This is a genomic window from uncultured Sphaerochaeta sp. (assembly GCF_963676625.2).
Classification (GTDB): Bacteria; Spirochaetota; Spirochaetia; order Sphaerochaetales; family Sphaerochaetaceae; genus Sphaerochaeta.
On record NZ_CAXXYB010000004.1, the window covers coordinates 1,032,658 to 1,048,347 of the forward strand.

The 15,690-nt window shown below is 45.6% G+C and carries 8 protein-coding genes; all 8 read right to left on the reverse strand.

Annotation, left to right across the window (positions count from 1 at the left end; all coding sequences use genetic code 11):
* Positions 1–39 precede the first annotated feature (39 nt).
* The 8 genes from ACHZBG_RS07825 to ACHZBG_RS07860 all read right to left on the reverse strand — a co-directional run bounded on the left by ACHZBG_RS07825 (position 40) and on the right by ACHZBG_RS07860 (position 15,398).
* On the reverse strand, positions 40–1,599 hold the full coding sequence (locus tag ACHZBG_RS07825) for a family 43 glycosylhydrolase (protein WP_320128891.1): 1,560 nt from the start codon (positions 1,597–1,599) through the stop codon (positions 40–42).
* On the reverse strand, positions 1,599–4,631 hold the full coding sequence (locus ACHZBG_RS07830) for a glycosyl hydrolase (RefSeq protein WP_320128892.1): 3,033 nt from the start codon (positions 4,629–4,631) through the stop codon (positions 1,599–1,601). Before ACHZBG_RS07830 ends, ACHZBG_RS07825 begins: the two co-directional genes overlap by 1 nt.
* 850 nt (positions 4,632–5,481) lie before the next feature.
* Positions 5,482–8,550 (reverse strand): hypothetical protein, encoded by a 3,069-nt coding sequence (locus ACHZBG_RS07835; RefSeq protein ID WP_320128893.1) that lies wholly within the window; start codon positions 8,548–8,550, stop codon positions 5,482–5,484.
* Entirely contained in the window at positions 8,550–9,590 is a 1,041-nt protein-coding gene (locus ACHZBG_RS07840; RefSeq protein ID WP_320128894.1) for a sialidase family protein, read from the reverse strand. The genes ACHZBG_RS07835 and ACHZBG_RS07840 overlap by 1 nt, the downstream gene beginning before the upstream one ends.
* A gap of 15 nt (positions 9,591–9,605) precedes the next feature.
* On the reverse strand, positions 9,606–11,855 hold the full coding sequence (locus ACHZBG_RS07845; protein WP_320128895.1) for a helix-turn-helix domain-containing protein: 2,250 nt from the start codon (positions 11,853–11,855) through the stop codon (positions 9,606–9,608).
* Between the two features lie 71 nt (positions 11,856–11,926).
* Positions 11,927–13,549: an extracellular solute-binding protein gene (locus ACHZBG_RS07850; RefSeq protein ID WP_320128896.1), complete on the reverse strand. Its 1,623-nt coding sequence runs from the start codon at positions 13,547–13,549 to the stop codon at positions 11,927–11,929.
* 29 nt (positions 13,550–13,578) lie between these two features.
* A complete protein-coding gene (locus ACHZBG_RS07855) occupies positions 13,579–14,463 on the reverse strand; it encodes a carbohydrate ABC transporter permease (RefSeq protein ID WP_320128897.1) in 885 nt (294 codons plus the stop codon).
* Positions 14,464–14,474: 11 nt separating this feature from the next.
* Positions 14,475–15,398 carry an ABC transporter permease subunit gene (locus tag ACHZBG_RS07860; RefSeq protein WP_320128898.1) on the reverse strand — a complete coding sequence of 308 codons (924 nt, stop codon included), beginning with the start codon at positions 15,396–15,398 and terminating at the stop codon, positions 14,475–14,477.
* Positions 15,399–15,690: the final 292 nt, after the last annotated feature.

Genomic DNA, 15,690 nt, shown 5'->3' on the forward strand with positions numbered 1-15,690 from the left:
TCTGCAAAGATGGTTCCTTTCTTGCTTTCCAGACCTATTCTACAGATTTTTCCATTTGAGAAAGGAAAATTTGGCTGTTACGCCATCTCCATTGAGATCTTGGCAGCAAAGACCGACAGAAGTTCCTGTAAACCCATTGCCTTCAATTTCTTCATCACTCAGATGGTACATTTCCAAAGGAGCAGGATTTACCAGGATAGCCTCTTCTTCGGTATAGCCATAATAAAAATCCAAGTCATTCCCCTTGATCCTGGCTCGCAAATACAAAGGTCTTGCCGATTCCACAGAAATGGTCCCCAAAAGCGAGACTTGCCTTCCAATTACGGAAACTATGCAGACAATAGGAACAAGATCATCATCAAGAGTCTTGCAAAGATACTGGTAATTATCATTATTGTAATAGATTACAAGACCAGCTCCATGCAAGGAATGTCTTGGAGAAAAATCCATCAAGGTACAGTATTCACAAGCAAGGTTGGTCAAGCTAATTGCTAACAAACCCTGGTGAAATTTGGAACTCAAGGAATTTCCTCCTTGAATAAAAAGCTTGTCATCCTGTTTGCCAATGGATATCCCACATGCCAAAGCAGGCTCCCTAAGGCTCATGCAACGTACATCCAAGGCTTTTCCCGCCTTAAATAGTATTGCCTCCTCCTGGGGCTGCTCAACAGCTGAGGGAAGCTCCTTTACCATACGATGTGGAAACCTATTGGGATAATCAGAAAGGACCGGCCAGCCATCACTGGTCCAGATTATGGATTGGATTGCCGTCTCCCTTCCCAGGACACTATATTTTTCTGCAAGGGGAACGCTGCACAGGTAAACAATATACCATCCCCCTCCGGAAGTCTGGAAAAGAGTCCCATGTCCGGCTCTTTGGATGCATTTTCCACTCTTATTTGTCAAAAGGGGATTATAGGGAGAAACCGTATAGGGGCCCAGCAGGGAAGAAGATCTAGCAACAGTAACCTGATGCCCAAACTCGGTGCCACCCTCAGCTGTTACCAGATAATAGAAACCGTCACGGAAGAACAGATTCGGCCCTTCGGTTTTTCCTGCAGCAGATCCCTTGAAAAGAGTGTGTATTGGCCCAAAAAGCTTGTAGTCCGCCTTATTGAGTTGTTGCAACCGGACACCTCCGAACCTATTCCTGTCAGGACGATAATCCAGGCACACATTGCACAGCCAAAGGGAACCGTCCCCATTCCTGAAAAAAGAAGGGTCCCAGCCACTGCGGTTAAGAAAAATAGGTGAAGACCAGGGGCCTTGAATGTCTTCTGCTGTCACCAGATAGTTCCAGGTATCCTTGAATCGCGATCTATCAGTGTAGACAATGGTATACAGTAAATAAAAAATCCCCTGGTCGTAGGAAAGATGGGGCGCCCAAAGCCCACAGGAAGAATCGACACCTCGTAACTCGGATCCTAGCTGGTCCTGCAAAGGAGAAGGAAGTTGTTTCCAGTTGGCCAGATCAGAGGACATGAATAACTTGATCCCGGGAAACCACTCAAAGGTCGAAGTCGCTATATAATAAACATCATCGACCCTCAGGATACTGGGATCAGGTTTGAAACCGTGAAGAATCGGATTTTTAAGCATCAGAAACCAAACCTTATAAATGTATATGAGTCTTTCCAAAAACTGACCTTGGTGAGCGAACGGTCAATTTCATCTGCTTCAGTCTCGCGCTCACACCAGCTGAATACACCCTCAAAGCTCTGGGGACCAACACTATAGTTCTCACCCTTGATATGATGATGAGGACCCAGCAAATTGCGATTGCTGGCATAAAACACCAATCGCAAGGTATTCTTCCCCTCCACAAGATACTTCCCCAAATCAACGATGTACGGTGCCCATACCAAGGTTTTCACAAGCTTTTCATGTAAAAATACTTGAAGCATGGGTTGATGACAATTTCCTAAATCCAGAAAGAGACTCTTATCTTCACCACTTTGGATGACGAGAGTCTTTTCAATCTCCAATTTTCCTGCAAAGAACAACAACCCCTGGGAGGTAAAGTTCTTGCCAAACAGAAAAGTAGGTCTCTCCTTAATAAAGAAAGTACCATACGCTTCCAAAGAATTTTTCAAGCCAGGACAAAGAGGAACTTCGGTAAAAACCCCAAAGTCACCGATGATATAGATACTCTCGATTTCCATATCGTAGGTAAGTTTGTTCAACTCTGTCTCATAGACCTTTTCCCCAAACAATATATCGTAGACATGGGCTGATTCCTGAAATACTGTTTTCAGCAAGACAGTATTGGTACCCTGTACCAAACAATTCTGGATATTCAAGGAATCAAAGGAACGATCCTTGTACCATCCAGCAACAGAAGATACCTTCTGGCCATTGACCTCAATGCTATATTGATTGCTTTGTTCTATTACCAAGCATACGTTATCAATTGATTTCGTAGGACACAAAATTGAAAACTCAAACTCCAGCTCAAGGGCACAAGGCCTTTTCAGTTCCAATAACGTTCTCATCAGCTTGATGACAGGAACCTTGGAATGCCAAGCTCCACCATCTATTCTATACTTGCAATAATCGAGAGTCAGGGCATTGGGGTCCATTTTCTGGATGCTCCAGACCTCCGAACTATCAAAGGGGATATACTGCGGCTGTACGATTTTATAGGAATCCGAAGAATCAGGTTTGCTTTCAGGAAAAAGGAATACCATTTCCGATTGCATAGGAAGCAAGGATAGATTGAACTGGGTATATCCATTCTTGGAGACTGAAGAAGGAATGGCATGCCGTTCATTCTCCCATAGATCTGACAGCACTACGCTATAGGGGCCTTTAATCTCGACACACATATTCTTGTGCCTTTCCTGCTTGCTGTTATTGACCAAGAACAAACTCAAGCCATCCTCTTGTTCATGAAGGCAATAGCTTACATCCTCGACCTGTTGCCCTTCTTCGGTTATACCGACAGGTTTCACTAATTGGGATGCAATTGCCTTTCGTACTTTTTCACTGTTTTTCAGCGGTACGGCTCTTTTTTGCAAGGCCTCAAGCCTTACATCTTTTTTTCCTTCACATAACAGAGGAAACAAGCCCAAAGAATAGACAACACCACCTTGGTCGAGCAAGGTTTCCAATAACTTGATTGTCGAGTCATCCAAGGAAAGACAACTGGGCAAACAGACAATTCTATAGGCAAAAGAACCTATATGGAGATATCCGGAATCAACAGATCCATCACTTGCAAGAACTCCTTCGTCTCCCAAATGGTAGTCCAGATGCTGAGAAGAGAGCATCGTCGTTGCCTTGATGAAATCTTTATCCAAAGCTTTTATCTGTTCATTATTGGTTCCGTCGTATGCTATCCAGGCACTATGCATGGGGTGCAAAAGTAGGATTTCAAGTATCTTATGCCCTTCGATCAAGAGTGTTGAAAGTCTTCCCAAGTAATCTTGGAAACGTGAATATTCACCATACCAGGATTGTTGGTAGAACAAGGAAGGTGGATAATCCCGCTTCCTGAATCCTTTCAGGGAATAAGCTTGGAGATGCTGGCATACAATATTCACCCCATTGACAAACTGCCAATTCACTATCCAACGCATCTCTTCAAAATTCAAGTCCCACCCACTCATCGCAAAACTTTCCGTGATTACCCATTTCTTGCCAAACTGTTCGGCAATGGAACTCAATTGCTTGGGCATCCTGGGATCATTGATATTCCTGCGTAGCGAATCCATTCCCGGCATATGAAAAAATTTATAAAAGGGCATACTGCCAGAGGTACCGGTCATCTGGCTATAGAGACTCTCTTCCATCATCATATGTCCCGTGAGCTTGCAATGATGTGCCTCGCACCAATTGAAAATCTGTTCCATATAGGAATGCACAAAGAGCCTGCTTACCGTAACCCAATAATCAAATCGAATTTTCTCATAGCCTTGGCAGGGGACATACAAAGCCGGCAACTGTTCCAGAATGGAATAGCCATGGTCAGCCTGAAATTCCCGGGGAAGAATATAGGACCAAGGTATAGGCCCCTCAGAAAGTCGGGGCTCATCGGTAAAGAATCCTTCTGGGAGATTTTTTCCAAATCTCTTGAAATAGGATTCATGGGTTATTTCGAGAAAACTCTTGGTAGTAATCGGATTCAAGACATCAATATAATAAGGGCTGGACGAATGGGTCATGACCAGGAATCCCTCGAAATGGTCCTCGGTTCCAAACTCATGCTCAGGAATAACTTGAGAAAAGTCCGCGGTATAGCCAAAGACACCCAGCAAACTGTCGTCCCGAACTATTTTCTCGGGGGAAGGAACTATATGCATCCGTAACCCCCGGGCATAATACTTCTCTCCCAATTGAGGTACGGCACCTCCTGCAAACCCACTGGGCCAGCCTTCTTCATCATAGACCCAAGGTTGCAATCCCCGCTTTCTCCCTTCTCTCAATCCAACGGCAATACAGTCAAACCAAGGATCTTTCAGGTATTCTGTCTTGAGTCCACTGCGAGCATGCATAAAGAAACCCCCGACTCCACTTGCAGCCATTTGTTCAATTTGCCAGGACAACAACTCCGAGTCCAAAGAATCATTCCAGGACCAAAAAGGTATTGATCTATTTTCTGCAGGTATCGTGATTGAGTCATGTAATTGCATGGAACAATCGTAGTATGGGAACCTTTTCTCGTCAATAAATTCCCGTTGTTTTATTTCGTTTATTTTCTTTTGTTTTCTATAATATTCATATAAGTGCCAATTATTCGAAAAAAAGAAACAATCATAAAAACAAGCGTTTAATCCAGGCTCATTTACCATAATTCCTGACTTCAGGGATTTTCAAGGGTTCGGCAAGTCCAACTTGTCCCAACCTCTTCCATTTATTTACTTTTTCCAGTGTACGTTTGGACAGTTTGCCCTATTCATTTTTTTGCTAGAATATATTGCGTTTGCTTTCCCATTCCCTGTTGCACCAATCTATGGAAATCAACAAGTTTCCTTATACGCCTGTAAGCCTGGGGCAACGAAACGGAAAGAAGATTCGCAACGTCTTTGCGTTACACATATCCTTGTCTATCAGCAAGTTCCAAGATAAGTTCAGAATATCTCATTGAATCAATTCCAGTCTGTCTGATATAACCTGCGACATTATTTTGTTCTTTGTAAACCCTTGAACTGAGAATATAGAATCACCCCCTACCAGTGCCTCTGGCCTCGATCAATCCAGTTCCAGTCAATTGATCCAAAGCTACTTTCAATTTAGTCTCTTGGATATGAAGTTGTTCTGCAATATGGCCGGCAGTTCCCCTTCCTGTCCTCCCTGCAAAGCTAATCCGTTTTAAAGGTATCAGAGAAAGCTGGATTTCTTACATGAGAATCCGCAGTCAAGAAATTCTCGATAGATATCCCTTACTCTTGAAGCAGATTTCATGAATATACATAGTCCGTGCGTATTCGTGTGTATGCATGCAGTATATCGTAACAATATTCACAACCAACCCTATCGTTACTATGGTTGAAACTCTTTCAAAATCAGTTGAGAGAACAACCCGCAAGGTACAATTTGATACTCAGTGGTCAATTCTTTTGGAAACGGCGAAAAGCTTGCCGGATTGGTGAACTCACGCTTTCCTTCCTTCAGGTGCAACGGACCAAGCATATTCCGTGGACTTGAGAACACCTTCAAATCAATGCTATTAAGCCCTTTTTTGAGAACTTGCCCGACAGCAATTTCTCCCTCTCCCTTCCAAGGTATATCAAACCGTACTGAATTGCAGGTAATTTCTGCACAAAGACCTTTCCACTCGCCTAGGCACAGGATAGCCCCGGGAAGCTCTTCTGACAGGAAAACTTCAAAATGATAGGTAACATTCCCTGCATAATGGAGCAATCCCTGCCTGGTCCAATCGCCTACATTCAGACTGGTAACCGGTTTTTCAATTTTTCTACTCAGTGAAACCCCGAATGAACCAACAATAAAGATGGCCCCCAGACTCATTGCATTGGTATAACCGCATTCCAGGACCAGTGTATTTACTCCCTTTTGCAACAAGGGCAGGGAAACCAAGTCAAGACTCCTATCAAGGAAATATCCTTGGTACTCATAGTCCACCTTGACACCATTGCATAGCAACTTGAAGCGGGAACTCTCCTCCACGCACAGGTAACAAGGCTTTTCAGGAACCTCCGCTACCTCAAAGGAATATGACAAACGCAAGGGAGCACCGTCCTGGGGATGAGGGGTGTTGATCCAGAGATATCGCTGCGCTATTTCATCGGTATCGATCTGTACCATGGAAAGCCTACTCCTGATCGCTCGCTGAACCTCCCAGATAAACGCTTCCTGTTCACTAGATTGGTCATCTAACAAGGAATACCGACAACTATCGAGCACCAGGACATTGTGATGGTCGAGACTCACCTTGGCCGTCTCGGAAAACTTCATTACTTCAGTTCTCATTTCTTTTCTGGTTGGAGACATCCGCTCAAGCTTAGGCTCCTGACCAGGATCGATGACAAACAAACGGGAACCCACCGGAGAAAAGGAGGCAGTCCAAACCATGGCATTCTCAGTAACTGTCGAAACTCCGATTTTCTCTCTCTTTCCTGTCAGGGAATCAAAACACTCCACCCCGCCTATTTTTTCAAACGTCAAGACCACTTCCTGTGAACTTTCCCTGTCCGTATTGGCAAGAAACAGAATGTAGGTTCCCTCATATTCCCTCAATTGGGAAATGATGGTATCAGTATCGGTGCCATCCCTTTTTTTCAAGGAAAACAACATTGGCTGCAATTTTCTGGAAACGCGCAAAAGTTGTTCATTGTCTTTTACCGAAAAAACCTTTGCATTTTGGAAGAAACTTGTCACTTTTTCGCATTCAACTCCCTGAAGTTGATGGCAAAAAGGTTCAAGCACCACCAGCTTCCCCCCTTGCCGGACATACTGTTGAAGAAGTGCAAACGTAGAACCATAGAGAGAACTGAGCCTGGGCAGAACCACCAGGGAATAGGAGGCATACTTGAGCAATAATTGGTTCCCCACCACTTTCCCGTCCCTATCAAGCAAGGTTTCATCAGCCAAGTCGACATCGACCCCATGAAGGGACAGATACCGAAGCAAATCATTGAAATCATAGCCATACCGGTCTAGACCGGGAAGATCACGTTCGTTTCGCCGAACGGCATTGCCATAGGGACTGCACCCCATATGCGTCCATACCGTACTTATAGGATGGATGCACACAATCTTGCGGACAACCTCCCCTTTGGTCAGCATGGTCGACAACCGCGCAAAATAATCCTCTTCCAAGGATATTTTTTCCACAATACCTTGATGATAGTTGAAACTTGGGGGATAATCATGTTTCCGCTCTCCCCTCAGGCTATAGAGGGCCAGATGCAAACACCGGGTGGTCAGGCCAAGGGCATACTGCCAATCGCCAATCCATTTCATGCCTTCCAGGGAAAACTCCCAGCCAGTGGCAGCATAGGTTTCGGCTATCATTGCCTTCTTATGGTATTGGTGCACTACACTGCTGCATTGCTTCATAGTCAGGTATTCGTCTATCTTTTCACAGAGGATATCCACCCCGGGAATATCCTCATGCGTATAATGGGGCATGACTGAACCATTTACCCGGGTACAGAGCCCCAATTTATCTTCCTGGAGGTAATGCCCGGTAAAGGCCAGGTTGTGATCCCTGCACCAAGTGCCTATCTGGGCCGAGTAGCAAGACTCAAAGCGAAGGGCAATGCAATGCCAGTAGGCATGCCTGGCCGCTGCACTCCTCTCCCCATTGAAATAGAGAAAAGGCAAGGAATCATAGATGTCCCCAAACCCAAGGTTTGTATAAAACTCTTCCATATGGTACGACCAAGGAAGCCAACCACGGTGAGGATCAAACTTCGCATGACGGTCGGAAAGGCTTGGCTCATCAGAAAAGATTCCGGGAACCGCACTGCCAAAATCGCTGGCCAGATAGGTTGCATAATGCTCATGGGTCGAGGCAAGAAAGGCCTGGACACCCTCAGGATCCAAATTATCGGGAGGAGTCGAGCCATTGAACCAGACTGAACCCAAAGATCGTTCAAACCGTACGACCAAAAGGGTTTCCCCAGGCTGTAAAGTATCGAGCAAATCAAGAGATATCCTTCTGCATGAGAACATTTCATCGCCATCGATAATTGCCGCATACAGGGCCCTGACAGAAGAATCAGGTGAAAACTTCGTAGGCCCTACCTCAAGGGTCAACCCCTTGAGGCTATAATGCCCGTCCTGCAAGGCAGGGATATTTCCGCTGCAACTGCCCGAGGGGAAACGGTCTTCATCATACAACCAAGCTTGCATCCCAAGCTTCTTCGCCTCTTGTACGCTGGCCTGGATGCACGCATCCCAATCGGGTCCTAGATAAGGAGTTTCCAACCCATCGCGGGAATGCATGAAAAACCCTCCCAGACCCATTTTTGAAAACCCTTGGATTTGCCTGACAAGCTCATCAATCTCAAGTTTGTCATCCCAGGCCCAGAATACCGTGCTCCTACTGGAAAGCGGAGGAGTTTCAAAATCACCAAAATCCATCAGTCGGCCTCCACTTCGATAGTCCAATGGCAGATGAGCTCCCTCTTTTGGGTATAGGTAAGCATCAAGGAATGCTCACCAGTACAAATGATTGCAGGATAGGCATAATCGCCAGGACCATCCTCCAGCACCAGAAGCCGTTTCCAACTAAGACCATTGTCATCCGAGTAATCCAGGACAAGGGGAGTCCTGGGACCTTTGTAATAGTTGGGGAGGTTCCCCACCGGGTTATAGGCAAGAACCAAGGTCCCCTGGGGCATACGAACCAAGTCAATGCCACTGTTATTATTGGGAAGCCCCGTTTCATAGGCCATGTTCCAATTATAGCCACCATCGATTGAATCACTGCGAAAAATAGCTGAGGAAGTGGACCGGCAGAACATATGCAAAACACCTGATGCATCTTCCCACAAGGTGGGTTGGATCAACCCCTTGCCCCAGCACCGATGTTTTTCGTAGGGCTGATCAACCATTTGTATGGTATAACCGGCATGACGGACAGGAACAAACGAGCTTGACTCCCAGCTCTTTCCATTATCACGGGAAATATCGACAAAAGCATCCCAACTCTCCCCTTCAAGCGAAGCAGGAGCCACAATGGTCTTCCCGTCAGAAAGGAGAATCGGTTTGTTCTTGACAGGTCCCCTGCCTCCATTGCAATCGCCTTCAACCAATTCAAAAGGTTTGGACCAGGTTGTTCCGTCATCTTGGGAACGCAAAGCATAGGTTTTCCAGATATCGATGGTAACTCCGACCTTATAGAACAGGAGTATCGAATCATCAGGACAACGAAAGAGCACTGGGTTCCACATGGCCACACCCCTGACATCGGCAACTACTGATGGAGTTCCCCAAATTCCTCCAAAAGGGCGTTTGCTTAGCCAGATAGCTACATTGCAATCCTTCTCCCAACTACCGCCGAACCATGCTGAGAGTACACCTTGGTCATGTAATTGCAAAAGCGTGGAAGCATGCGCACTGTCGGTAGGACGCAAGTCAAAGGGTACAATACATTCTTTTTTTGCAGAAACCAGTCTCATATTTCAACCTCCAGGTTATTTTACTGTCAATTGCCGGTATTCCTTGGGAGAAACACCTTCATATTTATGAAAAAGCCGCAGGAAAGTTGCCCGGCTATCGATACCGACCAAACTGGCAATTTCCCCAATCTTCAATGTATAGTCAGAGAGATACTCCTTGGCCTTCTCCATACGGAGCCGGGCCAGATAATCAGATAAGTTTTCCTGAGTCTCTTCCTTGAACAACCGGGAAATATACTTTGGGGTAAGATTCAGGGCATCGGCAATGGAAACCAGGCTCAAGGGCTCGGCATAGTGCTGGCAAATATATTGCTTCAGGATTTCTATTTTACCGCTCCCCAACGCCTGCTGGGGAGGAAAACACAAGACCTGTATCGCAACCAGACACGATACAAGCTCAGGAACAAGAAGTTGCAGATCAGAATCGTCCAGATTTTTTTTGAGCTTGTCATACACTTGCTTGTATTGCGAAACTGAATTGGTGGTTTCTCCCCGGTCTTCCAGGACCCGGCGGCCGGAAAAGAGAATCTGTCGGTACAATTCAGCCATCAGATCGCTACCAATCTCTTTCTTTACGTTTTTATCGATCAGCTCGAGCAGATATCGTTCCAAAAGTTCCTGTCTTCCTGTTTCAATGGAACTGACAATCCCCTTTTGGTCATAAAAAGAAAAGGATACCTTTCTCTTTGCCGGCAATTCCTTGTAGCAACGAAGGGCAAAGGGAGCCTGCCCAACAAGCAAGGGAAGCGCCGAGGCTGCCTGCTTATGCGAACAATCCAAGCGCTCCAAGGTATCGATGGGATCCCCTACACCAATGAATATGGAAGGTCCCTGTGTATCTTCAAGCAAAATTGACTGTATCTTTTTCAGTCGTTCCACTATCTGGTCAAAGCCCTGTTCACTGGCATCGACAGAGAAGACACACTCCAAGAAATCCGTTTCCAGGGGAACAACAAGACAGCCCCCTTCATTACCCAGGGCTTGTTGCAGACGTTTTTCCACCGGTTGCCGTTCCCTATCCAGAGAAGGATTTCCCTCCTTGTCTACCAGCATCACCGTAGCGCAAACAAACTGGGATTGGGAAAACCCGCATTGGGTTTGCAACAAGAAACCAAGATGCTCGATTCCCTTGATCCTGATACCATTGAGCAACAAAAGCAGGGAATGCCGGAGAGAATCAAGTTGCAGGTTGTATTCATTTTGCTGGTGAATGCTTTCGTTGTCCAACAATTGCTTCACCCCTTCCTTGATCGAGAAAAGCTCGTCCCCTGTGTTTTCTTCGGTTCTGGGAAGAATTTTCCCCACATCCCGAATCGGCCCATAAATTATCTTGGAGAAGTAGAAGATCAGGGGAATACCTCCCAGGAGCATGAGAAAAACTAAAAAGCTAATTCCCCATAAGGCAGGGCCGAACGTCGAAAAATAATTCTTTTTGGAAAGCAAGCTATAAATCGTCCACCCAGAAGAAGTTTCCTGGGACCTGAAAATATAGGAACCTTGGCTTTTCGTCTTGTGCTTCGTAAAATCGTTCAGAAGGGTTGCAAAATCACCATCACCATTTTGCAATATCAAGTTCCCGTCCCCGTCACAGATATAATATTCGTCAAGGAAACCATTGCTGGAGGAGATGATCTGCTCAAGATACGCTACCGAGACATTGCAGACATGTACGGCTATATTCCCATATTGTTTTATGACCGTAACCAGGGGAAGCACCTGCACTGTTCCTGACTTGGTTGCCAATATCGTTTCGGGGAGAACGAATCGCCCTGGCTTGGAAAAATTGGAGGACCAGAAGGAAAGATCATAGTCCTTATAATTGCAGATGGTGGAAAAGAAAAAATCCTTGTCGTAGTTCCCGGCTCCGCCTAGTACCATCTGGTCCTGCAGGAAATAGACAAATTCATTGACTACCAAGGGAGACAGGGAACTTTCCGCCTTACGCAACAATTCCTGGACACGCCAAAATTCACTGCGTGCGGTTTCATCGCGAAGAGCCTCGGGTTTGAAGTACATGATCGAGTCAGATTCCTGGAAAAGCGATACTCCATGACCAAAAGCTATTTGGAGCTGCAGCGAAAAGGTCGAGGCAATGGTATCGAGTTGCGTCTGGTTCTGGGAAAGAAAGCGGTCGCGAGAATCAAAGTACGAATACATATTGGTACCAAGGACAAAGAGACAGGCAAAGGCAAAAACCACGAAAAAATCCCGCAGGAGTTTTCGAAAAAAACTTTTTGTATGTAGTTTCCCCAGCTGTTCAAACATTCTGGCCCATCCCCTTGGTTCGGTACATGCTGTTCCCCGTCTGGACAGAAGGGAAACAGCACCTTGATCACTTACCTCTGCATTGCCCTGGCATTGGCATCATTGTATATCTGTTCGAGTTCGCGCACACCCATGGATTCACAACGTTTGATGACTTTATCCCAATTCTGTACCGGCTCCAGCCCCATGATGTACTTATTGTACTCCTGGGCCAGCATGGTATTGAGTTCCATCAGGATATCAGCTGTACGCTCACTCTCCTCGATGGTAAGGGAGGGATTGATGACCGGTGAATGGTAGGCCTTGTCGTTGGCGACAATCTTCCAGTACTCATCCGATATGCTATCCCAGTTACCAAGCATTTTCTCAATCTCAAACCAAGTCTTGGTATTACATGCATACATACTGAAATTGAGCTTGGTGATACCGAGGTCAGAATAGATTGCATAATAGGAAGAAGGCGTGGCGTCCCTGAATTTCTCGACGTAATCCATCTTGAATTCAGGTTCCCCTGCTGCATTGTATTCGAAACTATAACCTTCCTTGCCATAGTTGGAGATATCGGAACCCTCTTTTCCATACAACCAGTCGACAAGCTTCACCACAGTCTCGATGTTCTTGCTACCTGCATTCACCGCATAGAACCTACCAGGCAATTCCTTGGGGTAACTGATGGCCCGACTCTCACCAAAACTATTCTTCGGTATGGGAATAATCTGGAGAACGGCGTCCTCATTGCCGGGTAGTTTTCTCAAGGCCTTGGTATAGTTGACCCCGAAACCACTGTTATCCAAGAAGAAGAAAGAACGGCCACTGGACATCTTCGACTCCAGTTGTTCACTGGTGGTCGTGGCAAAGTCAGGATCAAGCACGCCCATCGAGTAGGCTTTATTCAAGGTAGCAAGCACTGCCTTGAATTCCTGGCTTGCAGGTCCGAACACATACTTTCCTTTATCAAAATCATAGTAGATACCAACCTGCTCATATCCGGAACCCAACATGTAACTGGTGGTCTTGAGCAATTGGGTGGTACCCTTTCTTCCCGTCCAGGGAATGGAGTTCGGATAGATTTTCTTCAGCTGGGCAAGTTCCTGCAAGAGTTCATCGAAACTCTGGGGAATGGGGAGGTTGTTCGCCTTGAGTAAATCGGTCCTGATGACCGGTCCATACCCGTTGGCGCTCTCTTCTCGCTGAATGACAGGAAATACATACAATTCCCCGTCCAGAAGATATTTCTTCATCTCAGGGTATTCTTGCCAGAATTTATAGAAATTAGGCATGTCCTTTTCGTTCACGTATTGCATCAAGGGTTGAAAGATTCCCGTAGGTGCATAGGTGGCAACATCCTCGACCTTGATATAGGCAAGATCGGGCCAGTTGTTGGTAGCCAGCAGGATATTCTTCTTGTCATCATAACTGCTGAACGGAACAATCTCGTAATCAAGCTTGACCCCGGTTTTCTCAAAGATGGCCTGCTGAGCCGGCGCATAGTTTTTCAAGGGCTGCGGGGCAGAGTCGGTCATGAGGATGCGGATAGTAGCAGGAGAGCTTACCAGCTTTCCGGTACTATCAAAAGCATCGCCCTTTGCATTGGTCGTCTTTTCCTGATTTCCTGTTGCGAACAACAAGGCAGGTACCGAGCCGATCAACAACAGAATCATCAGTACCATACAAGAAATTGATTTTCGTTTCATTCTACAAACCTCCATTTGTTTTGCATATGTCAGCCTTTCACTGCTCCGACCATAACTCCTTTCGTGAAATGTCGTTGCAATAAAGGATATACGAGAAGAATAGGGATGATGGAAATGACGATCACTGCATATTTATAGTTGGTTGCAAGGATGTTGACATTGGAAGCGATATCCCCGGAATCGCTGGTCATATCCCCTGCAATGACAATATCGCGCATCAAAACCTGTACAGGATACTTGGACTGCTCATTCAAATAGAGCATGGCAGGAAAGAAGCTATTCCAATGGGCAACCGCATAGAACAGGGTCATGGTAGCCAAGATAGGTTTTGAGAGTGGAATGATTATCTTTGACAGGATCTGTATGTCATTGGCTCCATCTAGATAGGCAGACTCCGTAAGCGAGATGGGAATTCCTTCAAAGGAAGTGCGCATCACAATCATATTATAGGTACTGATGGCAGGAGGAAGCACTATTGCCCACATGGTATTTATCAGGTGCAGTTGCATGATCACCAGATACAAGGGAATCATGCCACCCGAGACAAACATGGTCAGGGTGAAGAAAAAGGTCCAGGCCTTTCTCCCAAACAAATCCTTCCTGGCCAACGGATAGGCACATAAGGTGGTCATCAGTACATTGATAAGAGTCCCCACCGTGGTATACGTGATGGTATTCATATACGATCGCCAGATTTTTTCGTTCTGGAAAACTATCTTGTAAGCATCGACATTGAATCCCCTCGGAATGAAATCCACTGCTCCCTGATTGATATATTGGGCACTGCTTACGGATACGACCAGAATATACCATACTGGATACAAGGTAAGGAAACTGACAGATACCAGGAAAATACCATTGAAGATATCAAAATAACTGGTATGCAATCGAATTGAGAATCGAGCTGCTTTCATTCTGCCACCCCTTACCATAGACTGGTCTCGCTCAACATCTTGGAGACCTTATTTGCAATCAAAAGCAGAACGACACCGATGACAGACTGAAACAAACCGACGGCGGTGGCATAGCTGAAACTATTTCCCAAAATACCACGGCGATAGACATAGGTTGATATTATATCGGCCGTTTCATAGGTTGATCCATTGTAGAGCAAAAGCACTTTCTCATACCCCAGGTTCATCATCTTGCCAAGGTTCATGATCAGCATGGTGGAAATGACCGGGGTTATGGCAGGAACCGTCACATGCCAGATTCGCTGGACTCTGTTAGCTCCATCTATGGTGGCTGCATCGAGAACTTCCTGGTCGATACCTGTCAGGGCAGCCAAATAGATGATCGAGGTCCAACCAGCGGTTTGCCAGATTCCGGAGGCAACATAGATGGTTCTGAAATACTGGGGATACATCAAGAACTGAACACTGCGATGCCCAAGATTTTGTATAATCTGGTTTACCAGTCCATCAGTGGACAGAATATTTACCAGCATACCGCAAACCACCACCGTGGAAATGAAATGCGGAAGATAGGTCACCGATTGCACCAACTTCTTGAATCTCCCATGCCTCAGCTCATTGAGCAGTATCGCCAGCAAGATCGGAACAGGGAAACCCCAGAGGATATTATAGAAACTCATGAGAAACGTATTTCTCACGACTTGCCAGAAATAGGGTTCCGAAACAAACTTACGGAACCATTTCAAGCCGGCCCAAGGGCTTTGCAGGATACCTTTGACGATATTGTAATCCTTGAAGGCAACCAATACGCCGTACATCGGGGCATAATGGAAAACTACGTAATACACAATGGGCAAAAATAAAATGATGTAGAGATACTTGCTTTTCTTCAGCTGTTTGAACTGACGCTCGAAGCGTGGGGAATAATGCTTCATTTTGTATCACCGACCTCCTCAACCCTTTCTGATACTGAATCATCAATCCTCATTTATCCGTTGTAAACGATTGTTTTTCTATTTATCGGCTCAATATTCCACTTTTACCTCCAAAAGAAAGGACAAAATATATGTAAGGGAAGAAGAACCTATCTTCTCCTTATTTTTTCAGATCATACAAATGTGCAAAGATATCCTACCGGTTTGGTTGCCGTTCAACAAAATCCTTTCTATGTTATTAGGTGTACAGACCAAAGACAAAGATTGACTCTCAGCGAAAAAAAACGTATGA

Coding starts and splice junctions, on each gene's coding strand:
- ACHZBG_RS07830 (WP_320128892.1), bottom strand. CDS start 4,631: ATGCAATTACATGACTCAATCACGATACCTGCAGAAAATAGATCAATA.
- ACHZBG_RS07845 (WP_320128895.1), bottom strand. CDS start 11,855: ATGTTTGAACAGCTGGGGAAACTACATACAAAAAGTTTTTTTCGAAAA.
- ACHZBG_RS07850 (WP_320128896.1), bottom strand. CDS start 13,549: ATGAAACGAAAATCAATTTCTTGTATGGTACTGATGATTCTGTTGTTG.
- ACHZBG_RS07855 (WP_320128897.1), bottom strand. CDS start 14,463: ATGAAAGCAGCTCGATTCTCAATTCGATTGCATACCAGTTATTTTGAT.
- ACHZBG_RS07825 (WP_320128891.1), bottom strand. CDS start 1,599: ATGCTTAAAAATCCGATTCTTCACGGTTTCAAACCTGATCCCAGTATC.
- ACHZBG_RS07835 (WP_320128893.1), bottom strand. CDS start 8,550: ATGGATTTTGGTGATTTTGAAACTCCTCCGCTTTCCAGTAGGAGCACG.
- ACHZBG_RS07860 (WP_320128898.1), bottom strand. CDS start 15,398: ATGAAGCATTATTCCCCACGCTTCGAGCGTCAGTTCAAACAGCTGAAG.
- ACHZBG_RS07840 (WP_320128894.1), bottom strand. CDS start 9,590: ATGAGACTGGTTTCTGCAAAAAAAGAATGTATTGTACCCTTTGACTTG.